At 39.9% G+C, this 26,424-nt stretch carries 28 protein-coding genes; 19 read left to right on the top strand and 9 right to left on the bottom strand.

The window, feature by feature from the left end; genetic code table 11:
• Positions 1-95: 95 nt before the first annotated feature.
• From recR to NSQ79_RS07015, 14 genes are all read left to right on the top strand, one after another.
• Positions 96-692, top strand: a complete 597-nt coding sequence (gene recR, locus NSQ79_RS07080; RefSeq protein WP_002889030.1) for a recombination mediator RecR — start codon at positions 96-98, stop codon at positions 690-692.
• 103 nt (positions 693-795) lie between these two features.
• Positions 796-1,635: a PRD domain-containing protein gene (locus NSQ79_RS07075; RefSeq protein WP_049528961.1), complete on the top strand. Its 840-nt coding sequence runs from the start codon at positions 796-798 to the stop codon at positions 1,633-1,635.
• A 216-nt stretch (positions 1,636-1,851) separates the two neighbouring features.
• Complete coding sequence (gene ybeY, locus NSQ79_RS07070; RefSeq protein WP_002886021.1) at positions 1,852-2,349, top strand: rRNA maturation RNase YbeY; 498 nt, start codon at positions 1,852-1,854, stop codon at positions 2,347-2,349.
• A complete protein-coding gene (locus tag NSQ79_RS07065; protein ID WP_004182934.1) occupies positions 2,330-2,734 on the top strand; it encodes a diacylglycerol kinase family protein in 405 nt (134 codons plus the stop codon). Before ybeY ends, NSQ79_RS07065 begins: the two co-directional genes overlap by 20 nt.
• A gap of 22 nt (positions 2,735-2,756) precedes the next feature.
• The gene (gene era, locus NSQ79_RS07060; RefSeq protein WP_002886016.1) at positions 2,757-3,656 is read left to right on the top strand and encodes a GTPase Era; all 900 of its coding nucleotides are present in this window, start codon (positions 2,757-2,759) and stop codon (positions 3,654-3,656) included.
• A 44-nt stretch (positions 3,657-3,700) separates the two neighbouring features.
• A complete protein-coding gene (gene mutM, locus NSQ79_RS07055; RefSeq protein WP_004182932.1) occupies positions 3,701-4,522 on the top strand; it encodes a DNA-formamidopyrimidine glycosylase in 822 nt (273 codons plus the stop codon).
• Positions 4,519-5,112 (top strand): dephospho-CoA kinase, encoded by a 594-nt coding sequence (coaE, locus tag NSQ79_RS07050; RefSeq protein WP_037605601.1) that lies wholly within the window; start codon positions 4,519-4,521, stop codon positions 5,110-5,112. The genes mutM and coaE overlap by 4 nt, the downstream gene beginning before the upstream one ends.
• A gap of 50 nt (positions 5,113-5,162) precedes the next feature.
• The gene (locus tag NSQ79_RS07045) at positions 5,163-6,386 is read left to right on the top strand and encodes a multidrug efflux MFS transporter (protein ID WP_339313437.1); all 1,224 of its coding nucleotides are present in this window, start codon (positions 5,163-5,165) and stop codon (positions 6,384-6,386) included.
• Positions 6,376-6,522, top strand: coding sequence for a 50S ribosomal protein L33 (gene rpmG, locus NSQ79_RS07040; protein WP_002890443.1), 147 nt, complete (start codon positions 6,376-6,378; stop codon positions 6,520-6,522). Before NSQ79_RS07045 ends, rpmG begins: the two co-directional genes overlap by 11 nt.
• Positions 6,523-6,567: 45 nt before the next feature.
• Positions 6,568-6,804, top strand: coding sequence for a preprotein translocase subunit SecG (gene secG, locus NSQ79_RS07035; RefSeq protein WP_002886135.1), 237 nt, complete (start codon positions 6,568-6,570; stop codon positions 6,802-6,804).
• Between the two features lie 62 nt (positions 6,805-6,866).
• The gene (rnr, locus tag NSQ79_RS07030; protein ID WP_339313436.1) at positions 6,867-9,320 is read left to right on the top strand and encodes a ribonuclease R; all 2,454 of its coding nucleotides are present in this window, start codon (positions 6,867-6,869) and stop codon (positions 9,318-9,320) included.
• A 21-nt stretch (positions 9,321-9,341) separates the two neighbouring features.
• Positions 9,342-9,806, top strand: coding sequence for an SsrA-binding protein SmpB (gene smpB, locus NSQ79_RS07025; protein WP_002885905.1), 465 nt, complete (start codon positions 9,342-9,344; stop codon positions 9,804-9,806).
• A 146-nt stretch (positions 9,807-9,952) separates the two neighbouring features.
• Positions 9,953-11,359, top strand: a complete 1,407-nt coding sequence (locus NSQ79_RS07020; protein ID WP_021144483.1) for a Cof-type HAD-IIB family hydrolase — start codon at positions 9,953-9,955, stop codon at positions 11,357-11,359.
• 1 nt (position 11,360) lies between these two features.
• Positions 11,361-11,729 (top strand): S1 RNA-binding domain-containing protein, encoded by a 369-nt coding sequence (locus tag NSQ79_RS07015; RefSeq protein WP_002886108.1) that lies wholly within the window; start codon positions 11,361-11,363, stop codon positions 11,727-11,729.
• 96 nt (positions 11,730-11,825) lie between these two features.
• Here the strand turns inward: NSQ79_RS07015 and NSQ79_RS07010 are convergent, their stop codons facing one another.
• Positions 11,826-12,908 carry a Xaa-Pro peptidase family protein gene (locus tag NSQ79_RS07010; protein WP_339313433.1) on the bottom strand — a complete coding sequence of 361 codons (1,083 nt, stop codon included), beginning with the start codon at positions 12,906-12,908 and terminating at the stop codon, positions 11,826-11,828.
• A 312-nt stretch (positions 12,909-13,220) separates the two neighbouring features.
• Between NSQ79_RS07010 and ccpA the strand changes: the two genes are divergently transcribed.
• From ccpA to NSQ79_RS06995, 3 genes are read left to right on the top strand one after another with little or no spacing between them, the layout of a single operon-like run.
• The gene (ccpA, locus tag NSQ79_RS07005) at positions 13,221-14,222 is read left to right on the top strand and encodes a catabolite control protein A (protein ID WP_014634136.1); all 1,002 of its coding nucleotides are present in this window, start codon (positions 13,221-13,223) and stop codon (positions 14,220-14,222) included.
• 59 nt (positions 14,223-14,281) lie between these two features.
• Complete coding sequence (locus NSQ79_RS07000; protein WP_339313431.1) at positions 14,282-15,349, top strand: MmcQ/YjbR family DNA-binding protein; 1,068 nt, start codon at positions 14,282-14,284, stop codon at positions 15,347-15,349.
• A gap of 12 nt (positions 15,350-15,361) precedes the next feature.
• Entirely contained in the window at positions 15,362-16,477 is a 1,116-nt protein-coding gene (locus NSQ79_RS06995; protein WP_339313429.1) for a glycerate kinase, read from the top strand.
• Between the two features lie 30 nt (positions 16,478-16,507).
• Here NSQ79_RS06995 and NSQ79_RS06990 read toward each other — a convergent pair whose 3' ends face one another.
• Positions 16,508-16,963, bottom strand: a complete 456-nt coding sequence (locus tag NSQ79_RS06990; RefSeq protein ID WP_339313428.1) for a YueI family protein — start codon at positions 16,961-16,963, stop codon at positions 16,508-16,510.
• Positions 16,964-17,168: 205 nt separating this feature from the next.
• Between NSQ79_RS06990 and eno the strand changes: the two genes are divergently transcribed.
• Complete coding sequence (eno, locus tag NSQ79_RS06985) at positions 17,169-18,473, top strand: surface-displayed alpha-enolase (protein WP_002886048.1); 1,305 nt, start codon at positions 17,169-17,171, stop codon at positions 18,471-18,473.
• A gap of 57 nt (positions 18,474-18,530) precedes the next feature.
• Here eno and NSQ79_RS06980 read toward each other — a convergent pair whose 3' ends face one another.
• Positions 18,531-19,694, bottom strand: coding sequence for a site-specific integrase (locus NSQ79_RS06980; RefSeq protein ID WP_339313427.1), 1,164 nt, complete (start codon positions 19,692-19,694; stop codon positions 18,531-18,533).
• Between the two features lie 159 nt (positions 19,695-19,853).
• On the opposite strand from NSQ79_RS06980, the gene NSQ79_RS06975 reads away from it, so the two are divergent.
• Positions 19,854-20,618, top strand: a complete 765-nt coding sequence (locus tag NSQ79_RS06975; protein WP_339313426.1) for a hypothetical protein — start codon at positions 19,854-19,856, stop codon at positions 20,616-20,618.
• Here the strand turns inward: NSQ79_RS06975 and NSQ79_RS06970 are convergent.
• The 6 genes from NSQ79_RS06970 to NSQ79_RS06945 form a co-directional block, all read right to left on the bottom strand.
• Positions 20,613-21,308 (bottom strand): hypothetical protein, encoded by a 696-nt coding sequence (locus tag NSQ79_RS06970; RefSeq protein ID WP_339313425.1) that lies wholly within the window; start codon positions 21,306-21,308, stop codon positions 20,613-20,615. The genes NSQ79_RS06975 and NSQ79_RS06970 overlap by 6 nt on opposite strands.
• 16 nt (positions 21,309-21,324) lie before the next feature.
• Positions 21,325-21,690 (bottom strand): ImmA/IrrE family metallo-endopeptidase, encoded by a 366-nt coding sequence (locus tag NSQ79_RS06965; protein WP_339313423.1) that lies wholly within the window; start codon positions 21,688-21,690, stop codon positions 21,325-21,327.
• 245 nt (positions 21,691-21,935) lie between these two features.
• Positions 21,936-22,817, bottom strand: coding sequence for a hypothetical protein (locus NSQ79_RS06960; RefSeq protein WP_339313421.1), 882 nt, complete (start codon positions 22,815-22,817; stop codon positions 21,936-21,938).
• Between the two features lie 2 nt (positions 22,818-22,819).
• The gene (locus tag NSQ79_RS06955) at positions 22,820-23,170 is read right to left on the bottom strand and encodes a helix-turn-helix transcriptional regulator (protein ID WP_339313989.1); all 351 of its coding nucleotides are present in this window, start codon (positions 23,168-23,170) and stop codon (positions 22,820-22,822) included.
• A 641-nt stretch (positions 23,171-23,811) separates the two neighbouring features.
• Entirely contained in the window at positions 23,812-23,997 is a 186-nt protein-coding gene (locus NSQ79_RS06950) for a hypothetical protein (protein WP_002886071.1), read from the bottom strand.
• A gap of 175 nt (positions 23,998-24,172) precedes the next feature.
• Positions 24,173-26,359, bottom strand: coding sequence for an LTA synthase family protein (locus NSQ79_RS06945; RefSeq protein WP_070655107.1), 2,187 nt, complete (start codon positions 26,357-26,359; stop codon positions 24,173-24,175).
• Between the last annotated feature and the right edge of the window lie 65 nt (positions 26,360-26,424).

The following is a 26,424-nucleotide window of genomic DNA, read 5'->3' as shown; positions in this document are numbered from 1 at the left end:
TAGTGTTTGAGTATTTGTTCTTGGGTAAAGACTTATCCATGAAAGTGACAAAAGATAAGTGATGAATAAAAAAATATAAAGAACAGGAGGCCTTCATGCTTTATCCTACTCCAATTGCGAAGCTGATTGATAGCTTTTCAAAACTCCCTGGAATTGGGGCTAAAACAGCGACACGCCTAGCTTTTTATACCATTAGCATGTCTGATGAAGATGTCAATGATTTCGCAAAAAACCTCTTGGCAGCAAAACGTGAATTGACTTATTGTTCGGTCTGTGGTCGTTTGACAGATGATGATCCATGTAACATTTGTACCGATGAAACTAGAGACCGTACTAAGATTTTGGTTGTTGAAGACTCCAAAGATGTTTCAGCTATGGAAAAGATTCAGGAATACCGTGGTCTCTACCATGTGCTTCAAGGGCTTATTTCCCCTATGAATGGTGTTGGGCCAGACGATATTAACCTGAAAAGTTTGATTACCCGTCTTATGGACAGCGAGGTTGACGAGGTTATCATCGCCACTAATGCAACAGCAGATGGTGAGGCAACCTCTATGTATATTTCTCGTGTCCTTAAACCTGCAGGAATCAAGGTGACTCGTTTAGCGCGTGGTTTGGCCGTCGGTTCTGACATTGAGTATGCTGATGAAGTGACCTTGCTAAGAGCTATCGAAAATCGAACAGAATTATAAGTAAGAGGTGTTGGTCAGGCCAGCACTTTTTGTTTGTAGTAAATAGGTTTCTCATTAAAAATTTGGTAAAATAAAGTAAGCGCTTTTATAACGAGGAATCATGATGAAGATTGAAAAGGTTTTAAACAACAATGTTGTCCAAGCTTTGGATAATAATGTGGAATATATTGTCATGGGTAAGGGACTCGGCTTTCAAAAGAGGGTTGGAGACCTTGTTGATAAGGAAAAGATTGAAAAGACTTTTGTTTTGGAAAATACAGAGGCAGTAGAGGAATGGTCTCGTGTTTATGTCGATTTGCCTGACGGTGAAATGCAGGTCTTTTTGAATATCCTTACTTTTGCTGAGGCTGTTCTGCAAACCAAGTTTGATCCCTCATTTTTCATTGCCCTTGCAGACCACCTACATTACGCTATTGAAAGAAGTAGAGAGGGTATTTCTTTGCAGAATCCTCTGGCTTGGGAGGTTCGAAAATTTTATCCTCGGGAGTATGAAATTGGGAAACAAGCCCTTCGTTTGATTGCCAAGGATTTAGAAGTCCAGTTGGAAGATGATGAGGCTGCCTCTGTCGCTTTACATTTTGTTAATGCACAAAAAGATGCAGGTCTCCATGAAAAAGACCGGCAGATGACTCAAATTGTGGTTGGGATTAGTGACATTGTCCGTCTTCATTTTGGTTATGATTTGGAGGAGGATAGTTTCTCGTATAACCGTTTTATGACCCATCTCCAATACCTAGCACAACGTATTGTGAGTGGAGTTAGTGGTGGCAAGAATGATGCTTTTCTATATGAACAAGTTAAGATAAATTATCCAGAGTCCTTTATCTGTACCCAAAAGATTGCTGCATATATCAAGACAAGTTATGTCTTTGAGCTGAGTTTAGACGAACAAGTCTTTTTAACCATTCATATTCAACGTCTTAGGGATAATTTAGATAAGTAACGCTTCCCAGAGACGTCCTACAAAAAGCAGACAATTAGCCTTAAGTCTGCTTTTTCTGTGTCCTTATGGTATAATGAGATGATTAATATTAGACCAAAAATACTCTGGACTAGTATTCTATGTATTTGAGTATTTGTATAAAAAAGCTAATGAGTTAGTGAAAGGAAGCGAGCGGTTCTATGCTTGAAGTGATCATAGCCGTTCCTAAAGTATCTTATGTATATTGAAATGATTGATGAGACTGGACAAGTCTCTGAGAAATTAAAAGAACAAACCTTGGAGTTGCTAGATTTTGCAGCACAAAGACTTGGCAAGGAAGACAAGGAAATGGCGGTTACATTTGTAACCAACGAACGTAGCCACGAGCTAAACCTGGAATATCGTGATACGGACCGTCCAACGGATGTTATTAGTTTGGAGTATAAGCCTGAATTAGACATTAGCTTTGATGAGGAAGAGTTGGCTGAAAATCCTGAATTAGCTGAAATGATGGGAGAGTTTGATAGTTATATCGGTGAACTCTTTATTTCTGTTGATAAGGCTCACGAGCAAGCTGAGGATTATGGCCATAGTTTCGAGCGTGAGATGGGCTTCTTGGCTGTTCACGGTTTTCTTCACATCAATGGCTACGACCATTACACCCCAGAAGAAGAAGCGGAAATGTTTGGATTACAGGAAGAAATTTTGACTGCTTATGGACTTACGCGACAATAACCCACAAAAAAAGTGGAAAAACAGAGAATTTACAGCTAGTTTTGAGTTTGCTCTAACAGGGATTATCACAGCTTTTAAAGAAGAACGTAACATGCGCAAGCACTTGGTTTCAGCTATCTTGGTGGTATTGGCTGGCTTGATTTTTCGGGTGTCTGCGACAGAATGGCTCTTTCTTTTGATGGCAGTTTTTCTCGTAATTGCCCTAGAGATTGTTAATTCTGCCATTGAAAATGTTGTCGATTTGGCCAGTAATTATCACTTTTCGATGCTAGCTAAAAATGCCAAGGATATGGCTGCAGGAGCTGTTTTAGTGGTTTCTTGTTATGCACTCATTACGGGTATGATTGTTTTTATACCTAAAATTTGGCACTTAATTTTTAATTAAAAGAAAATAGGAAATAAGTTATATGACATTTAAATCAGGATTTGTGGCTATTATTGGCCGTCCTAATGTAGGAAAATCAACGTTTTTGAACCATGTTATGGGGCAAAAAATTGCTATCATGAGTGATAAGGCTCAAACAACCCGTAATAAAATTATGGGGATTTACACAACTGATAAGGAACAGATTGTCTTTATCGATACACCAGGGATTCACAAGCCTAAGACGGCTCTTGGAGATTTCATGGTGGAATCTGCTTATTCAACCCTTCGTGAAGTGGATACCGTCCTCTTTATGGTACCAGCGGATGAACCCCGTGGTAAGGGTGATAATATGATTATCGAACGTCTTAAACAAGCTAAGGTTCCAGTTATCTTGGTAATCAATAAGATTGACAAGGTTCATCCAGATCAGCTCTTAGAGCAGATTGAGGATTTCCGTACACAAATGGATTTCAAGGAGATTATTCCGATATCTGCCCTCCAAGGAAACAACGTTTCTCATCTTGTGGATGTCTTGAGTGATAACCTTGAGGAAGGGTTCCAATATTTCCCAGCGGACCAAATCACCGACCACCCAGAGCGTTTCTTGGTATCGGAGATGATTCGTGAAAAAGTCCTTCAGTTGACACGTGAAGAAATTCCACACTCTGTTGCGGTTGTCATTGATGAGATGAAGCGTGATGAAGACACGGATAAGATTCATATTCGTGCGACAATCATGGTTGAGCGTGACAGCCAAAAAGGTATTGTCATTGGTAAGCAAGGTTCCATGCTCAAGAAAATTGGTACCCTTGCCCGTAAAGATATTGAAGTTATGCTAGGGGACAAGGTCTTCCTTGAAACCTGGGTTAAGGTTAAGAAAAATTGGCGTGATAAGAAATTAGATCTTGCCGATTTCGGATACAACGAAAAAGAATATTAAAAAGCTGGGCATTTGCTCGGCTTTCTTGTTAGAAGGAGGAGCAAATGCCTGAGTTACCTGAGGTAGAAACTGTTAGACGAGGGTTAGAAAGATTGGTAGTAAGTCGGACCATTTCGTCTGTTGAAGTTAAGGTCCCGAAAATGATAAAGACCTCCTACGATAGTTTTCTGAATGACTTAGCTGGTCAAACTATTCAAGCCATGCGACGTAGAGGCAAGTACTTGATTTTTGACTTTGGACAGTTGATTATGATTTCCCACTTGCGCATGGAAGGAAAATACCTCTTGTTTACAGATCAGGTTCCTGTTAATAAGCATTTCCATCTTTTCTTTACCTTAGATGATGGATCGACTCTTGTTTATCAGGATGTCCGCAAGTTTGGGACCTTTGATTTATTGGCTAAAAATCAAGAGGAGGCTTATTTTACAAAGAAAAAGCTTGGTCCTGAGCCTACTAAGAAGGCTTTTAAATATGCTCCGTTTGAGAGAGCCTTGATGACCTCTGCCAAGCCTATTAAAAGTCTCCTTTTGGAGCAGAAATTAGTGGCTGGTCTAGGCAATATCTATGTTGATGAGGTGCTTTGGGCAGCTAAGGTTCATCCTGAGACGCCAGCAAAGAAACTTAGCAAGGCAGCCATGAAGCGGGTCCACGATCAAACGATTGCTATTTTACAGCTAGGAATTGAAAAAGGTGGCTCAACCATAAGGACCTACCGTAATGCCCTTGGTGAGGATGGGACCATGCAGAACTATTTGCAGGTTTACGGAAAGACGGGACAGCCTTGTCCACGCTGCGCAAGCACAATTGAGAAAATCAAGTTAGGAGGGAGAGGAACACATTTGTGTCCTCATTGTCAAAAACGATGATTATTGGATTAACAGGTGGTATTGCTTCAGGAAAATCTACTGTTGTTGAAATGATTAAAGAGGCAGGTTACAAGGTCATTGACGCTGATCAGCTTGTACACGACATGCAGGCCCAAGGGGGCCGTCTGTACCGTGCCTTGCTTGATTGGTTGGGAGAGGGAATTCTCCTTCCTAATGGAGAATTGAATCGTCCAAAACTAGGGCAACTGATTTTTTCCAATGAGGAGATGAGACAGCGGTCTGCTGAGATTCAAGGGACAATTATTCGAGAGGAACTAGCAGCCCAGAGGGAGCGTTTGGCCAAGGAAGAAGATGTTTTTTTCATGGATATTCCCTTGCTTATTGAAAATGGGTATCAGGACTGGTTTGACCAGATTTGGTTGGTGGCAGTGTCACCGGAGGTCCAGTGCCAACGCTTGATGAAACGTAATCACTTAAGTGTTGAGGAAGCTAAGATGCGTATTGATAGCCAGATGTCTTTAGCTGAGAAAATGCCTTATGCCAGCTTGGTTCTTGATAATAACGGTAGTCTCGATGATTTGAAGGAGAAGGTGAAGAGCGCAATAAATGATTTAACGAGCTCCTCATAGCTAGCCATTGTGATATAATGGATAGTGAATTTTAGAAAGAAGATGATTATTTGCGCCAAAAAGAACTTAAAAGTACTGATTGGCAACGTAACCTTAAAATTGCATGGATAGGAACCTTTTTTACTGGAGCTAGTTTCTCCATTGTTATGCCTTTCATGGCCCTCTACATTGAGGAACTGGGTGTTAAAGGAGATATGGTCGAATGGTATGCTGGCTTGTCTGTTGCCATCTCTGCCTTAGCCTCTGCCTTGGTTTCTCCTGTTTGGGGACGCCTGGCTGACCGTTATGGTCGAAAGCCCATGATGATTAGGGCCAGCATGGTGATGACTTTTACAATGGGAGGTCTTGCTTTGGTCCCCAATGTTTTCTGGCTACTTTTCTTGAGAACGCTGAATGGTTTGTTTGCTGGCTATGTCCCAAATGCCACAGCTTTAATTGCTAGCCAGGTTCCTCAGAACCGTTCTGGCTATGCCTTGGGGACCTTGTCTACGAGTCTAACGGCAGGTGTTCTGATTGGCCCTTTGTTAGGTGGTACCTTGTCTGAGGCGTTTGGCATGAGGGGTACCTTTTTATTGGTTGGACTCATTCTATTTATCTGTTGCCTCTTAACTATCTTTGGTTTGAGAGAGAATTTCCAGCCTGTCGAAAAGGGAGAGATGATGACTCTTTCTCAGGTTTTTGCAAAAATTCCCAGCAAATCTATGTTGATTGGCCTTTTTGTGACCAGTATGATTATCCAGATTTCTGCCCAATCGATTGCGCCTATGTTGGCCCTTTACATTCGTTATTTAGGTCAGAGGGACAATATCCTTTTTTACTCAGGGTTAATAGTTTCTGCTATGGGCTTCTCTAGTCTCTTAAGTACTCCTTATCTGGGAAAATTGGGAGACCGTATTGGGAATCATCGCTTGCTTTTAATGGGGCTATTTTATAGTTTTCTCTTGTATTTCCTCTGTGGTTTTGCCGGTTCAGCCTTGCAGCTGGGTATCTTACGTTTTGCCTATGGCTTTGGCGTGGGTGCTCTTATGCCTAGTGTCAATTCTTTATTGACCAAGATGACACCCAAAGAAGGAATCTCAAGAATATTTAGCTTTAATCAAAGCTTTTCATATATTGGACAAGTTTTAGGTCCCTTTGTTGGGTCAGCAGTTGCGACAGGTCTAGGTTATCGCTGGGTTTTCTTTGTGACGGCAATGATCGTCTCTGGAAATTTTGTCTGGTCCTTAATCATCTTTAGAAAATCGCTAGGAGTCAAGAATATAGGTGAGAGTTAAAATCAATTTAAAGTGTAGTGAATGTGGGAGCATCAACTATCTCACAAGTAAAAATAAACAAAATCATCCTGAGAAAATTCAGGTACCCAAATTCTGCCCTAAGGATAGAAAAGTAACCTTACATGTTGAATCTTAAAGGGTTCTATGGTAGAATAAAAAGGACTTTTTCGGAGGAATAACTATGTACGACTTATTATTAACGCTGCTCTTGGTGATGTCAGCTATTATTGTGATTGCGGTATTCATGCAGCCACAAAAAAATCCAAGTAGCAATGTCTTTGATGGTGGTGGGTCAGAAGCACTATTTGAACGTAGTAAACCACGTGGTTTTGAAGCCTTTATGCAACGCTTTACAGGAATCATGGTTTTTCTATGGATTGTAGATGCAATCGTCCTTTCCATTCTCTCAAGTAAGTAATGAGCTGACTGAGGTTGGCTCATTTTTTGCGTTATAGTCAATAAATAAAAGAAAAGGAAATCATGAAAGAATCTATTATAAATTATTTGAAGGAGCATGGGAAATCCAGTGTAAACGACATTGCCCAGGCTCTTAATCATGCTGGGGGAGAAAAGTTCCCTCAGCTCATCAAGGCCATATCAGCCATGGAAAGTAAGGGACAGTTGCGTTTTAACCGAGATGGATCTGTATCCTTGCGTCCTAAGAAAGAAAACCCTAATCAGGTGACTGTTGAAGGTGTCTTCCGTGCCAATAAGAACGGTTTTGGTTTCTTGCATGTCGATGACAGTGAAGATGATATGTTCATTGGTCGTAATGATGTTGGCCATGCCATTGACGGTGATACTGTTGCCGTTGTCATCAAGAAACCAGCAGATCGTTTGCGTGGGACAGCAGCAGAAGCACGAGTTGTTGAAATTGTAGAACGTTCACTTAAGACTGTTGTAGGGAAATTTATCCTTAGCGACGAGAAAGAACCCTATGCGGGTTACATTAAGTCTAAAAACCAAAAAATTCAGCAGCCAATTTATATCAAGAAAGAACCAGTTGCCCTAGATGGTACTGAAATTATCAAGGTTGATATTGAAAAATACCCTAACCGTCACTATGATTATTTCGTAGGAAGTGTTCGTGACATTATTGGTCATCAGGGGGATGCTGGTATTGATGTCTTGGAAGTCTTGGAATCAATGGATATTGTTTCAGAGTTCCCAGAGGATGTCATGGCGGAAGCAGAAGCTGTCCCAGATGCACCGAGTCAAGAAGACCTCGTTGGTCGTGTTGACCTTCGTCAAGAAGTAACCTTTACTATTGACGGAGCCGATGCTAAGGACTTGGACGATGCGGTCCATATCAAACATTTGCCAAATGGTAACTTTGAACTTGGTGTTCATATTGCCGATGTGTCCTACTATGTCACTGAAGGGTCTGCTCTTAACCGTGAGGCTGTAGCACGTGGGACCTCTGTTTATGTGACAGACCGCGTGGTGCCAATGTTGCCTGAGCGTCTTTCAAATGGTATTTGTTCACTAAATCCCAATGTTGACCGCTTAACGCAGTCAGCCATCATGGAGATTACTCCAAAAGGTAAGGTGGTTAATCATAAGATTTGTCAATCTGTGATTAATACAACCTTCCGTATGACCTACAGTGATGTCAATGAGATGTTGGCTGGAAATCCAGAAAAGATTGAGCAGTTTAAGCCAATCATGGATTCTGTATCAGCTATGGCAGAATTGCATAAGATTTTAGAAGACATGCGTGAGCGTCGTGGTGCCCTTAACTTTGATACATCTGAAGCTCGTATCTTGGTCAATGAGAAGGGGATGCCAGTGGATATCGTGGTGCGTGAACGTGGAACAGCCGAGCGAATGATTGAATCCTTCATGTTGGCTGCCAATGAATGTGTGGCAGAGCACTTCGCCAAAGCTAAGTTGCCATTTATTTACCGTATCCACGAAGAGCCAAAAGCTGAGAAATGGCAACGCTTCATGGATTATGCTTCTATCTTTGGTGTTCAAATCAAAGGGACTGCCAATAAGATGGATCAGCTAGACTTGCAAGAGTTTATGGCCAAAGTTCAGGGGAAACCTGGAGCAGAGGTCATGAACATGATGCTGCTTCGTTCAATGCAACAAGCTCGCTATTCAGAACACAATCACGGACACTATGGACTTGCGGCTCAGTATTATACCCACTTTACTAGTCCAATCCGTCGTTACCCAGACCTCTTGGTTCACCGAATGATTCGTGAGTACACTAACAATATGTCTCAAGAAACGCGTGAACATTTTGAAGAGGTTATTCCTGAATTAGCGACATCATCTTCAACTCTTGAACGTCGTGCCATTGATGCCGAACGTGTCGTTGAAGCTATGAAAAAAGCGGAATACATGGAAGAGTTTGTTGGTCAAGAATTCGATGGTATTGTCGGAAGTGTGGTTAAATTCGGTATGTTTGTCGAATTGCCAAATACCATCGAAGGTTTGGTTCACATCACGACCCTTCCAGAATTTTACAATTACAATGAACGTACCATGACACTTCAGGGTGAGAAAACTGGTAAGACTTTCCGTGTTGGTCAGCCTATTCGTGTCAAATTAACACGCGCGGATAAGGAAACGGGAGACATTGACTTCCAATACCTTCCAAGCGAGTATGATGTTACTGAGAAAGTAGACCACAAGGCTCGTCAGGAACGTGAAGAGAAGGCGAAAGCCTTCCGCAATAGAGGTCCACGTCGTGACCGTCAAAATGGAGACTTCGAACGTCGTGGTAAACGTGGGGATAACCGTAACCATCAAGATGCTAATGGTCGTAAAGGCTCTTATGACGAAAAACGTAAGTCATCTAAGAAACCCGACAAGCGTAAGAATCAAAACCGTCCTCATAATGATAACAAGGGACGTGAGAGTGGCCGTCGTAAGAAGAAAGGGAACAAACCTTTCTACAAGGACGTTGCTAAAAAACGAAAATAGGATGAGAATGGAGGGACTGCTATGCCAAAGGGTGAAGGCAATGTTGTTGCTCAGAATAAAAAGGCTAGACATGACTATAGTATCGTTGATACTATTGAAGCGGGTATCGTGCTGACAGGGACGGAGATCAAATCCGTTCGTGCGGCACGCATCCAACTAAAAGATGGCTATGCCCAAATCAAGAACGGTGAGGCTTGGTTAATCAATGTTCATATTGCTCCGTTTGAGCAAGGTAATATTTGGAATCAAGATCCAGACCGTACGAGAAAATTATTGCTTAAGAAGAAGCAAATCACCAAACTTCAAAATGACCTTAAGGGAACAGGAATGACCTTGGTTCCTTTGAAGGTGTACCTAAAAAACGGTTTTGCCAAGGTATTGCTTGGTATTGCTAAAGGGAAACACGATTACGATAAACGTGAGTCTATCAAACGTCGTGAACAAGAACGTGATATTAAACGTATTATCAAGAGTGTTAACCGTTAAAACGCCTATCATCTAAGACCGCTATAGTTCTAGATGATTTTTTGTTTTTGGCTTTAAGACATGATATAATGGGAGTACCATACGGTCTTTAGTTAGGATAGCAGATATACCTAACTCTGGACGTGATACTGTAAAGGAGATTAGCGATGCCAGTAGATGCTAAAACAAAATACAAGGCCAAGAAGACAAAGATTGTTTTCTTCGACATTGACGACACCCTTCGTGTCAAAAAGACAGGCTACATTCCTGAATCTATTAAGGCTGTTTTCAAAGGGCTTAAAGAAAAAGGAATTTTGACGGGGATTGCCACAGGACGTGGCTACTATGGTGTCGTTGAGGACATTCGAGACCTAGAGCCCGATTATTTTGTAACCATCAATGGAACTTATGTGATTAATCGAAAAGGGGAAGAAATTTATAACCAACCCCTCGCTCGTGAGGTTACAGAAGCTTTTGTTGCTTGGTGCAAAGAGATTGGAATTGCTTGGGGCTTTGCTGGTAAGGATAAGCCAGTTGTCTCAGAGCGTTCAGATTTGATTGATAATGCTATGAAACCGGTCTATGGTCTTTGTGATGTGGAGCCAGACTTTCACTTGTCGAATGATGTTTACCATATGTGGACTTTTGCGGAAAATGATGGTGACCTTGAATTACCAGAAGAACTCGCATCCCATGTCCGTATGGTACCCTGGCACGAACACTCCTCTGACGTCGTAGCAAATGGTATCTCAAAGGCCTCTGGTGTCGAGCATGTCTTGGAGCATGAAAATCTTAAACCAGTCAATGCCATGATGTTTGGTGATGGTCCAAACGATATGGAAATCTTTGACTATGTTGGACTTAAGATTGCTATGGGTAATGCCACACCAGAATTGAAAGAAAAAGCAGATTACGTTACAGGAACAATAGAAGAAGATGGCATTTTCAATGCCTTGGAGGAACTCGGATTGGTAGAAAAAGAACTTCATTTCCCACAACTTGACTTGGATACAGTAGAAGGTCCAGTCGCAACAATTAAAACAAATCATGGTAATTTGGTCATCAAACTCTTCCCTTATCATGCACCATTAACAGTTACTAACTTTGTCAATTTGGCCAAGAGTGGCTACTATGATGGTGTGATTTTCCACAGAATTATCAAGGACTTTATGATTCAAGGTGGTGACCCAACTGGTACTGGTATGGGTGGTGAGTCAAGCTTTGGTGGTAGCTTCCAGGACGAATTTTCTGAAGAGCTCTATAACCTCCGTGGTGCGCTTTCTATGGCTAATGCTGGACCAGATACAAATGGTAGCCAATTCTTCATCGTTCAAACGCCTGAAATTCCTTATGCTAAAAAGGAACTCGAACGTGGTGGATGGCCAGCACCAATCGCAGAAGCTTATGCTGAAAATGGGGGAACACCTCACCTAGACCGTCGCCATACAGTCTTTGGTCAATTGGTGGATGAAGACTCTTACAAGGTGCTTGATGAGATTGCCAATGTTGAGGTTGGGGCTCAAGATAAGCCACTTGAGGATGTTGTGATTGAAACAGTTGAGGTAGCAGACTAAGATGAAAATTGGAGACAAGCTTAGGGGTGTTATCACAGGCATCAAGCCTTACGGTGCCTTTGTTTCATTGGAAAATGGTACCACAGGCTTGATTCACATCTCGGAGATTAAGACAGGTTATATCGACAACATCTACAATACCCTCAAGGTAGACCAGGAGGTCTTGGTTCAAGTTGTTGATTTTGATGAATTTACACAAAAGGCTAGTCTTTCTTTGAGAACCCTTGAGGAAGAAAAAAATAAAATCCCTCATCGTCATCGTTTCTCTGATAGTCGTTTGAACTATGGCTTTAAACCCTTGGCAGAAGCAATGCCAGGATGGATTGAAGAAGGACTTGACTATCTTAGACAAGAGCATGAGGAAAAATAGTAAAAGCTGACTCTCGATGAGTCAGCTTTTTTGGTGTTTTCGATTTGGCTACAAACAAAAAGATCTTCAATTTAATTGAAGACCCATGTTTATTAATTAGACATCAAAATAGAGCAATTCTTTTGGTGTGTGTGTGAAGACTTCAAAGCCATCTTTTGTCACATAACCACAGTCCTCGATACGAACACCAACTTTTTCAGGAATGTAAATACCTGGTTCAACAGAGAAGCACATTCCTTCTTCGATTACCAAGTCATTTCCTTCCATGATTGAAGGGAATTCATGCACATCCATTCCGATACCGTGTCCGAGGCGGTGGTTGAAGTATTCACCATAACCAGCTTTTTCAATAACATTACGTGCTGCAGCATCGACTTCGCTGGCAGTTACACCTGGTTTAATCATATCTAGGGCAGCCTGTTGAGCTTCTAAAGTCAAGTGGTAGATTTCTTTTTTGAAATCATCGGGTTTTCCAACAGCGACTGTTCGCGTCATATCTGAAGCATAGCCATTCACCATACAGCCCAAGTCGAAGAGAAGAAGAGCATCTTTTTCAATTTTGTTGCTTCCAGGAATGCCGTGTGGGTTGGCTGCATTGTTACCAGTCAAGACCATAGTTTCAAAGCTCATTTCATAGCCCAAGCGTTTGATGCCAAATTCGATTTGAGCAATGATGTCTGTTTCAGTAACGTCAAGAGAGATATTGTCGAAACCGATATTAACAGCTTTATCAGCATAATCACCGGCAACAATCATTTTTTGAATTTCATCAGCTGACTTGATAACGCGCATTTTTTGAATGAATGGTGTCAAGTTTTCAAAGCGACCTTCAAAGACTGTTTGCAATCCTTGGAACTTAGTCACATTGAGATTGTCAAACTCTGCATAAATAATAGAGCTGTCTGTACTTGCTAGACCAGCTTTGATTTTTTGCCATGGATTTTCAGAATCCACATAACCAAAGACTGGGAAGTCGAGTACAGCAGAGGCACGTGCAACCTCAAGAGCAGGAACAAAGAGGGCAGGTTCACGATTTTCGTAGACGAAGAGGAACATTTGGCGTTCATGTGGGTCACAATCAAAACCAGTAAGATAATTGACAGTTACAGGATCTGAAACAACAGCTAGCCCTGCTTTATTTTCATTCAAAAAATGACGAATGCGATCAAGTTTAGACATAGAAAAAACTCCTTTGTATTTCTTACACTCATTCTGTCACTTTTATAGGGAAAATGCAAGTTGTTTTTTGGCTTTTCATTAAATCATTTACTTTCATTGAGACTTTTTTAGGCTAGTTTTGTAAGCGATGGATAGTCTTGGAAACACGAAATGAGAGGCCTTTTTCTGAAATGGCTTTCTTCCTCGTAACCATAAAGAAGGAATCCCTTTCATTTTTTTGTAAAAAATCAGTCAAAATAATTGAAAGTGTTTTCAGAATCTGATACAATTAGCATGAATAAGTGAGCGTAAAATGAGAAAGGAAGTGTTTTTATGAATACTGATGAAACAATTACTATATACGACGTTGCGCGTGAAGCAGGTGTTTCGATGGCGACTGTGTCTCGTGTGGTAAATGGAAATAAAAATGTAAAAGAAAACACCCGAAAAAAAGTGCTTGAGGTCATTGATCGTTTGGATTACCGTCCAAATGCGGTTGCGCGTGGCTTGGCGAGTAAGAAAACCACTACTGTAGGAGTTGTTATTCCAAATATTGCTAATAGTTATTTTGCTACTTTAGCAAGGGGGATTGATGATATTGCTACGATGTACAAGTACAATATTGTTCTTGCATCTAGTGATGAAAATGACGATCATGAAGTTACCGTGATTAACTCTCTATTTGCCAAACAAGTAGACGGTATCATCTTCATGGGTTACCACTTGACGGAAAAAATTCGTGCAGAATTTTCTCGTACCCGTACGCCGATTGTTCTAGCAGGAACAGTAGACCTCGAACACCAATTACCGAGTGTTAACATCGACTATAAAGCTGCCGTTGAGGATTCTGTAACGCAGCTTGCCAAGAATAATGAAAAGGTTGCCTTTGTATCAGGACCACTAATTGATGATATTAATGGCAAGCTCCGTCTAGCTGGTTATAAGGCTGGACTTGAAAAGAATAATTTGCGCTACAATGAAGGACTTGTCTTTGAAGCTAAATATAGCTATAAAGACGGCTTTGATTTAGCACAACGTGTCTTGAACTCTGGTGCCACTGCTGCCTATGTTGGGGAAGATGAATTGGCTGCGGGTCTCTTGAATGGCCTCTTTGCTGCAGGTAAATCAGTTCCAGAAGACTTCGAAATCATCACAAGCAATGACTCACCAATTACAAGCTACACACGTCCAAACCTTTCTAGTATTAATCATCCTCTCTATGATTTAGGGGCAGTTAGCATGCGTATGTTGACTAAAATCATGAATAAGGAAGAGCTTGAAGAAAAAGATGTTATTCTTAATCACGGTATTACCTTACGTCAGTCAACAAAATAAAAAAGGAGTTGGGACATAAGTTTGTCTCAACTTCTCTTTTTTAGAAAAAGGGAGAACCAATGACTTTTGAGGATGCTTATTTTAAAAAGAAAGTCCTAAAACCTGATAGCCTAGAGCCTTTTGGTTTTACAGCTACCGAGCAAGGCTATGAGTTCAGAAAACCACTGATAGCTGAAGAACTTGAAGCTCGATTGTTTATTGATTTAGAAGGTAAGCTGACGGGACAGGTTGTCGATAGTGATTTTGATGAGCCTTATGATATCTTCAGGAGTCCTCAGGCTACTGGAACTTACGTTGGTCAAGTCAGAGAAGCTTATGGAGAACTTCTGTCACAGGTAGCTGATTCTTGTTATGAAGATCAATTATTCTCATCTCCGCAAGCTAATCGTCTGGCTAAATTTTTAGTTCAAGAATTTTCAGACCAAGCAGACCATCCTTTCGAGAAAGAACCAAGCTATCTATCTTTTAGAGTTGATGGTAAATGGTATGCCTTGTTTTTTCCTCTTAAGGGCGAAAAACTAGGGCTTGATGGAGAAAAGGCAGATTTAATATATGATGTGGTTAACCTCAAGGTTAATCCTAAGCAAATGGATAAACTCTTGAAAATGGATGGCGTTTTTCCTAGCTACCATATGTCCAAGAAGACCTGGGTTAGTCTTGTTTTAGATGAGACCTTGCCAGACCAGACTGTTTTTGAGCTTCTTAGTGAAAGTCGTTCCCTAGTGGCTCCCAAACATCTTAGAAAGGCTTCGGAGCCTCATTATTGGATTATCCCGGTAAATTTGAAATACTACGATATTGGGGATGAGTTTTCCGCAAATGAGGAGATTCTTTGGACACAGAAAGCTAGTATGCAAAAGGGAGATTTTGTGGCTATCTATATTACGGCACCTACCAAGGCCATCCGTTACCTCTGTCAGGTTTTAGAGGCAAATATCCCTAATCAAGGTTATCGTGAAGAGGAGAGTATTAAAGAGTTGATGCGGATTAAGCCCTTATACACTTTTAATGACACTGACTTTGATAGTGATAGACTAAAGAGTTTAGGTATTAAAACTGTTCGGGGTCCTAGACATATGACGGAAGAGTTAGTTCAGGCCTTATCCCCTTACCTAAAAGAAAAATAGAAGGAGGACATCATGCGAATTTTGATTGCACCTGATTCATTTAAGGAAAGTTTATCTGCAAAAGAGGTCGCCTTAGCTCTCAAATCGGGCTTTGAAAATGCCTTACCCGACGCTGATTTTGACCTTATGCCAATAGGCGATGGTGGTGAAGGGACCTTAGATGCTCTTGCTGAAAATCTAAATCTTGAGAAGAAAAGTATCAAGATTCCTCATGCCTATACAAGTGATGGAAGTGTTTCTTTTGCCAGTAATGGTCAGACTGCCATTTTTGAAATGGCTGCGATTTGTGGCTTAGAGCATATTTCTAAGGAAAAACGAAATCCTCTAGCTCTAACGACACAAGGCGTAGGTGAACTAATTGTTCATTTGGTTCAATCTGGCATCCGAGAGTTTATTATAGGCGTAGGTGGATCTGCTACCAATGATGGTGGTATTGGTATGGCATATGGATTGGGTTATCGTTTTTATGATTCTGAAGGACAGGAGCTTGAGCCAATAGGTGCTAATCTTGGTCTCATTAAGAAGGTATTCTCTAAAAATAAGCTTGATTTGTCTGGTGTCACCATTCGTCTGATTACTGACGTAGATAGCCCCCTGTGTGGCCAAGATGGAGCAACCTATATTTTTGGTGGACAAAAAGGCTTGTCTCCTTCACAATTTAAAAAAGTTGATCAAGATATGTCACAATTCTACACTAACTTTGCTCCAGAAGTTTTAAAACTGGCTGGTTCAGGAGCAGGGGGAGGCATGGCTGCAGGCCTGGTGGCCTTTGCAGGTGCAGAAATTAAATCAGGGATTGACTTTGTACTTGATTGTGTTGATTTTGACCAACGTGTGAAGTCTGCTGATTTGGTTATAGTAGGAGAAGGACGTATGGATAGCCAGTCCTTGTCTGGTAAGGCACCGGTCGGGGTGGCTAGGCGGACACCATCAGCTATTCCCGTCATTGCTATCTGCGGTAGTCTAAAGGATGACTTGCCTGATTTTCCAGTAGCGGGCATTTCAGCTGCCTTTCCCATTATTGGTCAAGTAGCAGACTTAGACCAAGTTTTAGCTACTGCTAAGGAGAATCTCTATCGAACAGGACTCAATATTGGGAATCTCATCAAGCTCAGTAAAACATTGTGATATAAGAAAAAGCTGACCTTGCGTCAGCTTTTATTTTCCAAATAGTTTAGCAAAAAATCCCTTTTTTTCAGTAACAGGTTCAGTTTCTTTAGGAGCGAGGATATCAGGATAGAGCTCTGAAAATAACACTTTATCAAGATTCTCTGCTTGATTACTATGTACAATAAGACCGTATGGTGAATGGGCCTTGGCCTCGTCCACGATAGTAGCTGAAATGTTGAGTGCTTGAGCCGTTTTGATATAGGTAAATTGTATCTGGTCAGCTAATTTTGGCGATATCTTGAGACTAAGATTCGGGTAAACGGCTTGTAAGTCTTTTAAAATCTGCGGAAAATGGTCAATTACAGTTTTCTTTTCAGCATTTTCCAATAGAACAGCTAGGACTACACGTTCCGCATAGGTTCCAAAATACTGACGAAGTTCATCGGGATTAAGGCGTTTTTCGCCACTAGCGCATTGGAGCACTTTGTTTTCAAGTGAAGTCATAGGAATCTCCTGTAAGTTTTCTACTAGTATTATACAATATTTTGAATTCCTTTTCATTTGAGTAGTTTTCTGAGATTTTCAAAAACAATTGAAAATATTAAAAAATAGAAAATCGCTAGAAAATTCTGGTTTTAATTTGCTTAAGCCTTGATATTATGGTAATATATAGGTGTAAAAAATTTTAACTCATAAGGAGAGTATTGTAATGTCAATTATTACTGATGTTTACGCACGCGAAGTCCTTGACTCACGCGGTAACCCAACACTTGAAGTAGAAGTTTACACTGAATCTGGTGCATTCGGTCGCGGTATGGTTCCTTCAGGAGCTTCAACTGGTGAACACGAAGCAGTAGAACTTCGTGATGGTGACAAAGCTCGTTACGGTGGTCTTGGTACTCAAAAAGCAGTTGATAACGTAAACAACGTTATTGCTGAACACATCATCGGATTCGACGTACGTGATCAACAAGGTATTGACCGCGCAATGATCGCTCTTGACGGTACTCCAAACAAAGGTAAACTTGGTGCCAACGCTATTCTTGGTGTGTCTATCGCTGTAGCACGCGCAGCTGCTGACTACCTTGAAGTTCCACTTTACAGCTACCTTGGCGGATTCAACACTAAAGTTCTTCCAACTCCAATGATGAACATCATCAACGGTGGTTCTCACTCAGACGCTCCAATCGCTTTCCAAGAATTCATGATCGTACCTGCTGGTGCACCAACATTCAAAGAAGCTCTTCGTTGGGGTGCTGAAATCTTCCACGCACTTAAGAAAATCCTTAAAGAACGTGGACTTGAAACAGCCGTAGGTGACGAAGGTGGTTTCGCACCTCGTTTCGACGGAACTGAAGATGGTGTTGAAACTATCATCAAAGCTATCGAAGCTGCTGGATATGTACCAGGTAAAGACGTATTTATCGGATTTGACTGTGCATCATCTGAATTCTACGATGCAGAACGTAAAGTTTACGACTACACTAAATTTGAAGGTGAAGGCGCTGCTGTTCGTACTGCTGCAGAACAAATCGACTACCTTGAAGAATTGGTTAACAAATACCCAATCATCACTATCGAAGATGGTATGGACGAAAACGACTGGGACGGTTGGAAAGCTCTTACTGAACGTCTTGGTGGTAAAGTTCAATTGGTTGGTGACGACTTCTTCGTAACTAACACAGCTTACCTTGAAAAAGGTATTGCAGAACACGCTGCTAACTCAATCCTTATCAAAGTTAACCAAATCGGTACTTTGACTGAAACTTTCGACGCTATCGAAATGGCGAAAGAAGCTGGATACACAGCAGTAGTATCACACCGTTCAGGTGAAACTGAAGATTCAACAATCGCTGATATCGCAGTTGCAACTAACGCTGGTCAAATCAAGACAGGTTCATTGTCACGTACTGACCGTATCGCTAAATACAACCAATTGCTTCGTATCGAAGACCAACTTGGTGAAGTTGCAGAATACCGTGGTTTGAAATCATTCTACAACTTGAAAAAATAAAACGTTGATTTAACAACGTTTCTAAGAACTCTAGGCTAAACCTAGGGTTCTTTTTTTCTACTCAAGGGGCAAAGAGGGGGCAAGATTATTCGTAATAATATTATCTAAAACATTGACCGCTTGATCCTTCATATTTCTTGTGACATGGGTATAGATGCTAGTGGTCACTTCCGAATCAGCATGCCCAACTCTGTCCATGATGGTTTTTAGTGGCACGTTATTTTCAGCTAGTATGCTTATCGTGGTGTGTCTAAAGATATGAGGGGATAGGTGTTTGTTGATAGGCGTTTCCAGTCTAGTATTAGCCCGTTGAAGTGATGCACTTAAGATTGTGCTATGGATAGGCTTGCCAGTATTGGTCGTGAAGATTTTATCGCTATGATACCAGTTTGGGTTAGTTGATTCGCTTAATGCTTTCAATTCTAGTATCTGGTCAATGATTTCCATTTCACGATTGGTGAGGTAGGTAGTTCGATAACTAGCAACGGTTTTTGTTCCTTCATTTTCTGGAATATACCTGTTAAATGATGTGTGGATATCCAGAGAGCGTGTCTCTTTATGGTAATCTGACACGGTCAGCCCAGCCAATTCACCGATTCGACAACCATTCAAAAGCATAAATTCACACGCTAGAGCATATCTCAGCGTTATGTCCTTTCGGTAGAGTTCTTTCAATAAGCGGCTGTATTCGTCTGGTTCTAAGTATTTATTCTTGGCAGCTTGCTGTTTTTCGAGCTTATTCTTTTTCTTTGGCAGTCGTGCTTTCCGTGATGGATTATCAGAGATAAGTTGTTGATCCATAGTGTAATCAAAGAATGTATTTAGTACAGTCTTGGCACGATACTTTTGTGAATCTGTCCAGTCTTCAGTGTCTAGTAATGATTGGATAAGTCGGACATTGATGTTTGATAGAATTGTCCCTTGCTCAATAGTGTCCGATATTCTCTTAACGGATGCTGCAAGGCTCTTGATTGAACTTAACTTAATCTGCTTTTGATGAAACTCCCACCATTCGTTGAAGGCACTATGGAATGATACGTTAGTAGTGCTTGATGATTCTATTTTCTGGGCTATCTTATCATCAAGTAAGCGTTGAGCTTCTTTTTTCGCTCGATTTGAGCCGCTATTAAGCGTAACAGACACTCGTTTCCATTTCTCGGTGTAAGCGTCCTTGTAACGCTCAAAAAATTTGTATTTTCGTTGGGAAGTTCTTCCATCCACATTGATTTTTACCTCACTTTTTTGTTAAAATGGGTATAAGAAAACGACCTTTTGAATGGTTGTTTCTTATAGACGATATCCTCACACTCAAAGTTTGACGATGGCGAGAGTGGGGATTTTTATGTTACAATACTATAAAAGACTATTTGGAGCGACAATATGAAAAAAATAAAAATAATTCTTATAATTACTTCTCTGATATGGACATTGGCGAACTTTTATCAAGCTTTACTTTCACCTACTGTGATAAATCTGACTAGTTTCATCGGAATTGTTCCCATTATTGCTGCTTTGTATTCCGAAATTGATTGGCTTTATATTCATTGGAACAAATTTAGAGCCTATCTATTTTTAAAAACAGTTTCTTTTACCCCAAAAAGTTCTAAGTTTTTAAAAGAAACTATTACACTTAACCAATTAGAAAAGCAAACCCGATCCATACTTAAGGAAAATGACTATTCCATAAATGAAGCTACTTTCAGCAAAACTCATGAAGATATCTATATAGATATAGAATCAACAAGAGGTATAAGAAATAAGTTGAGTATTAGTTTACATCCAGAAAGCAATGGACAGAGATTGATATTCAAGGCTGACTATCAATTAGCGTATAGAGATGTAAAAAAACAGTGGGACTCTTTTTTGTCACTAAGAGATAATCTGTTTTCGATTTATTCTATGGAAGAAAGTAGCAAAGAACGGTTTGATGTAACCATTAAGACTGATAAACACAGGGAATATAATCCATTTTACAGAATGACTGTACGGCATCTTGGAAAAAAAGAAGTAAAGAAATTTGATTTGCAATTTAAGGACAATGATCTATCGGTCAAAACTACCCTAAATAAGATTTATGGAACTTCTATTAATCGTCAAGACATAGAAAAATTAATTAAAGAATATATACCATTGTCACGGTTATGATAGCACTCCAATTTTCATTAGTGTTGCGATAGAAAATTCTAGCATCGGATATTCTTTTTGTTCGGAGATATCTGTCAAAGATGTGAAAGAGAGAATAGTACCAGACTGAGTCAGCATTATTGTTCTTGATTTACCCAATATATCCAATGTACCTATTATCTTTGTTGCTTCATCATTCTCCAAAGCTTCGCTTGCTTCATCGTTTACATCGACCTCGTCTCCTGAAAATGACTTACTTGAGACACCGGCATCAGTACTATTAAAACTAACTCCTTTTGTTTGTGGCATCATGTTGGAAATTGCCATTAAATCAAATTTTAACGATGTATATTTAATATTTAGTGTATCAATTTTTTCCAATTCTTTTAAAAATTTTTTTGCGGTAGGAGTTGTTGTAGCCAAAAATAATAATTGGTCAGTTTGCGAATAAAAAATATCGAATTCAAAAGCTTTTTGGTAATTGTCGTATTGTTGATATTCGTCAGCATCAGAGTTATATACCAAGATTTCATCGTCGATTGTCTTTGTATAACTTCCTTTAAATTTAGTGTATACTTTTCCTTCTATGGTCAATGTTTTGTCAGTTGTTGTAATTGAGCCAATGGTAACATTGGCTTTTTTGATATCTGTAGTCCCGTTCGGTATTTCAAATTCAGAAACTTGTCTAACAGAAATAGAAGTAGCTCCCATAATAATTTCTCCTTTTTTAATCAATTAAAGATCTATATTCATCAATCACCATCGTTTCATTAGCGATGGTTTTTAAATTATACCGTTCCATAAAACGGACGTAGTCAAAATCGTCAAGATTTTCGTTTTCGAGCAGTCCACGGATCATGTCTCTATTTGCTTGGACCTCATACTTTTCCCGTAACCGTTCATAGTTTTTAGAATTGTGTTCTAAGTGCCCTAATTCGTGCAGAATGACTTTTAAACGAGTGTCTGGGGTAAATCCCCGTTGATGTAAACAACCTCTATTTATCGGGTCGATAAAGCCGTTTCTGGACCACTGACTAGAATCAAACTCACAGATAGAGACGTGGAACTGCTCAAGTAATTCTTTTTCAGGCATAAAGCCTCCATTAGTTTATTTACTAGCAAGTATCTTTTTGCTAAAATTTATATATAGAGAGGTGGTGATTTAGTTGTCATTTTTTAAACAAATAAAACGCAACAAGCAATCTATCGAAGACCAGCACTCAAAAATTGCAGCTCGTAACCTAAAGAATATGTCAGATAATCATATCTTAATTAAGAACGGTCAGGAGAGACTGGAATCTAAGCAAAAGACTTTCGAAAGTAGATATATTCACCTTTTTAGCCCTCATAGTAAATAGCAATAGGACGAATCAAATAATCGCCACTTGATACCAAACCGAATGAATCAAGCATTGTAGTAATAATTGCTGTAGGTGCCTTTTTCAAAAGTTCCATACTGCTAGCCATCATAGACAAGTCACTAGGTGTCTGTTCATCAAATGTAGATGAGCAGATACCTAGTATTTTTATTTGCCTTCCACTGAGTTGCATGAGCCCAAGTTGGGCAGTCGGGGTCTTCATGAACTCCTTAGGCAAAACACTAATAGTATTTGACACTTTGGCCAAATTAGAGGACGGAAATAACCTTTCGAAATAGGCTGACATTGACCGAATGGAATCGAGGTTATTCCATCCGTTATGCGAAATCTCGTCTTTTAATTGCTCTTTTTTGGTGTTATTCTTTACTTTTTTGTATTCAGACTGAAGTTTTTTAAACTCGTCATATCCGGGAAGAATATCTTCGATTTCATCAAAAGTAAAGACTTTTTTCAATTGCTCAAAGTCGAAGAAGTCAAGTTTTCCTTCAGTGAAGACAAAGTCGCCATCTTGAAAGTCGGAAGATTTTAAAAGCTTGTCACCTTCCAATTCTTGAAGTAGCAAATCAAGAGAGTAATCGTCTAATGCTGTCTCGATTAGATTTCTATTTGATCGTGAGAAGACAATATTGTAATTTTCGTTCTCAGTGGCTGAGTGATTAACGTCTGCCTTGACTAAAGTAGAAACCCCACCAGAAACAGAAACCGCAGTTTGTTTAACACCGCCCTCTGCATTAGAGTCAGATTCACTGTTTTCATCAACCAATTTTGTGACCAACCCCGCATTTTTCTGGGCGAGCAGAGAGTTAACTAAATTTGTATCCAAATAGATTATCTCTTTCATCCTCAATCCTCCTTGCTGCTCATATAACCCGCTATGATGCCACGAATGGCACGTTTGTCGTCCTCTGTCAGCGGCTTGCCGTCGAACATCATAGCGTTAGCTATGATTTCGTCGATGTCGTGGGTGTTGGTATCATTCGAGCTAGGTTTTACATTCAAGAATTGTTCTGTTGTTAAACCTAAAGCACTGGCAAAATCGTCCGCTTTGTTCAGCGGGAACACTCGACTTCCAGAAAGGTATCTTGATAAAGTCGATTTTGAAACCCCCGCTTTGTTAGCTAATTCAGACATCGACATAGAACTATTATCTAAATAGCTTTTTATTAGCGAAATAATTTCCTCGTTGTTTCTCATGCGCTTTTTCCCTTTATTTAATAGTAAATACATTATACATCAGTTCCCAAAAATACACAATATGTTCCCGAAGATAAACTTTTTTTTTATTTGTTATTTCACTATATAAGTGATACTATGATTAAGGAATATTTGGCGTCATTTCGGTATTTTCTCGAACTGTCCCCCGGCTTTTAGTCGGGGTTTTTTATTTAGACATTTAACCTAAATAGAGGTACACTATACATAGGCATTTGAGCAGTTGCGTGCAGAATGTTTTTGTTTTTTTCATGTCGCTTGGTAGCCGTTGCTGCCAAGTCTTTTTTATTATAAAATGGGGCAAATAAGGGGCAATAAGTGTAAACTTTAGTAACTTTATGTAAGTTTTACCGACTATATCTTACACGCATATATCCTTATTTAATAGGTTTTCTTCCTATTATATACTTATTTCAAACTGCACTAACAGAATACCGTGGTTTGAAATCATTCTACAACTTGAAAAAATAATTCTATAGTCATATAGAATAAAAAGAGGTTCCTTAGGGAATCTCTTTTTTTGCTTGTTCTAAAGAACTTTTGACTAAGCTAGGCACCGTCTCTAAATAGGACTTCTAGACATAAAAAGCCCCCGCAATCCTATTGACTGCGGGGATTTAGTCTTAGAATAGACCTTTAATCTTGTCTAAAGCGCCACTGACCATTTCGTTACCTGACACAAGAGATTTAGCTTGGTCGAAGTACTCGCCCAAATCATCTTTGTTTTCATCGACAAACTTTTTAGCAGCTTCGAAATCTTTCTTTTCGATCATTTCTTTTACTTGGTTAAATAATTCCATTGGATTCATATCGGTTCTCCTTTATAAGTTTTCTTACAAATCCTATTTAATCACGCTTATAGCAAACTAGCAAGAAATATGTTTGAGAGTAACTAGTGAGATGAGAGTTACAATTTTGCAGCCAAGTGGTATTGAAACTTGTTTAATCTAAAAAAGGCAGTCCATATTGGACTGCCTTTAGGGGTTATTGTTGTTCCGTTGAAGAGCTGCTTGGCTCTGATTCACCCGAACTTGAGCTAGAGCTTGATTCGGATTCAGCAGGATGTAGCTCCTTGTAAGATGGGGTCTTGAATAGATCAGCTGTTGATTTATTGCCTTTTTGCTTGTAGAGGCTAGTTGATTTATCTTTCAGCTTTTTGTTGATCTGTTTCAGTTGATCCATCTGTTTAGTGTAGGAAATTTTGCTAGAATCAACAGGTTTCAAACCATTTGGCGTATAGAAACGAAGGAGGTCACCTGTTTGAACAGCGTCACTCATTGAAAGCTGAGTGGCTACTGCCTTACGAATGGCTTCGTTATCCTTTTTAGTCGTTTCATCAGGGTTGGTAATTTCTTCCCCTGTTTGAGTATTATAGAGTCGACCAGAATAGCTAGTGTATTGAGGAGTAACATATTGACCTGAGGTTCTAAATGCGACAATTTGCTTGTTATCAGGAGATAGGAGGTCTTGTCCCATCTGGATATAAGAGCTGGTGTCAACACCAAGAATGTGAAGGAGAGTTGGAAGGGCATCGACCTCACCACCAAAGGTGTTAGAGATACCACCACCAGTATAACCTGGAATATGAATCATGTAAGGAACACGTTGAAGCATGGCTTTATCATAGTTTGACCAAGTTTCAGGGTTCTTACCGAGAAGTTCAGCAAGATTGCTGCTTCGTGTATCAGAGATACCATAGTGGTCACCGTACATGACAATAATCGAGTTATCGTAAAGACCGGTTTCCTTAAGGTAATCAAAGAAGTCTTTGATTGCTGAGTCAAGATAGTTAGCTGTTGCAAAATATCCGTTGACTGTTTCGTCTTTTGTTTCAGCGAGTGGGAAACCTTGTTCCTTTTCATCGCCTGAGAGTGAAGTGTATGGGTAGTGGTTAGATACTGTAAGGTATTTAACGTAGAAAGGTTGTTGCATTTGTTCCAGATATTTGATGGAATCTGGGAACATGTACTTGTCATTTAGACCATACTGGAAGGAGTTTTCATCAGTTTTTTCAGTGAAGGCTGATGAGTCAAAGAAGTAGTTATAACCCCATTGTTTATAGGTATTATTACGATTCCAGAAGGATCCAGTGTTTCCGTGGAAAACAGCTGACGTATAGTCGCCTGTTTGAGCTAGGATAGATGGCGCAGCATAGGCTGTATTGGTACCACCATAGTTTACCATGTATGAGCCTGTGCTTAGTCCAAAGAGAGACGTTTCCATCAAGGTTTCAGCATCAGAAGTTTTCCCTGATTTAACTTGGTGGAAGAAGTTTGAAAAGGCTAGGGTTTCGTTTGAGTGGTAAATGGAATTGATGAATGGTGTAACCTCATAGTCTTGACCGTCTACTTTGAGCTTGTAATCAATGAGGAACTGTTGGAAGCTTTCCAGGTGAATAACGATGACGTTTCTTCCTTTAGCAATTCCGTAATACTTAGGATCAGGTGCTGCATAGTGCTCTTTAACGTAAGCTTCAACCTTTTTCATATCCTCAGCTGTTGCAGATGAACGAGCCTGTGAGGCCTGATAAGTTAAGTTACCAGAATAGGCTGTGAAGAAGGGAATCCCCATAGCACGAACAATATAGTTATTTGAGAAACCACGTGTCAACAACTCGCCACGGTTAACTTCCGCTAAGAAGAGGTTAACTGAGAGAAGGAGTGTTGAGAGTGCAGTGACGGCAAAACTAGCTCGTTTGTTAAATGGCTTGCTGTCCATCTTAAGCTTCTTCCTGAAACCAGCATAGATGAAGAAAGGTACATCAATCAGGTAGAAGAGATAGCTTGGCTCAAGAAGGTTCTTGGCGGAGTCTCCTAGTCCTGCTGCTGAACTAGAACTTGCTAGGATGGTATTTACAGTGATGAAGTCTGTAAACTCTCCAAAGTAAATCACATTAGCAATAAGTAAGAGGTTGAGGATGACATAGATAGCAATGGTAATGCTATAAAAGAAACGTCGTTTCTTAAAGTATAGTCCTAAACCTAGAAGCATTAATCCTAGTGGAATAGGGTTAATCAGCGAAAGCATAACCTGATATCTGCTTTCCAACTCAAGATTAATGTTGACGTAATAAGCGAATATGGTTTTTAGCCAGTAAAAGAAGAGTAACAAGAGGATAAATCCAAGTCTTGATGAAACTCCTTTCCAAAAGGCTTCATTAATTTTTTTCAAAGTAATACTTCCTTTGATTCTATATTATCTTAATCATTATACCAAATAAGATAATGACTCTCAAA

It is taken from the genome of Streptococcus sp. FSL W7-1342, from assembly GCF_037966635.1.
In the GTDB taxonomy this organism is placed as follows: domain Bacteria; phylum Bacillota; class Bacilli; order Lactobacillales; family Streptococcaceae; genus Streptococcus; species Streptococcus salivarius_D.
Note: the sequence above shows the minus strand (reverse complement) of the source record. Positions and strands in the feature narration are given on the sequence as shown.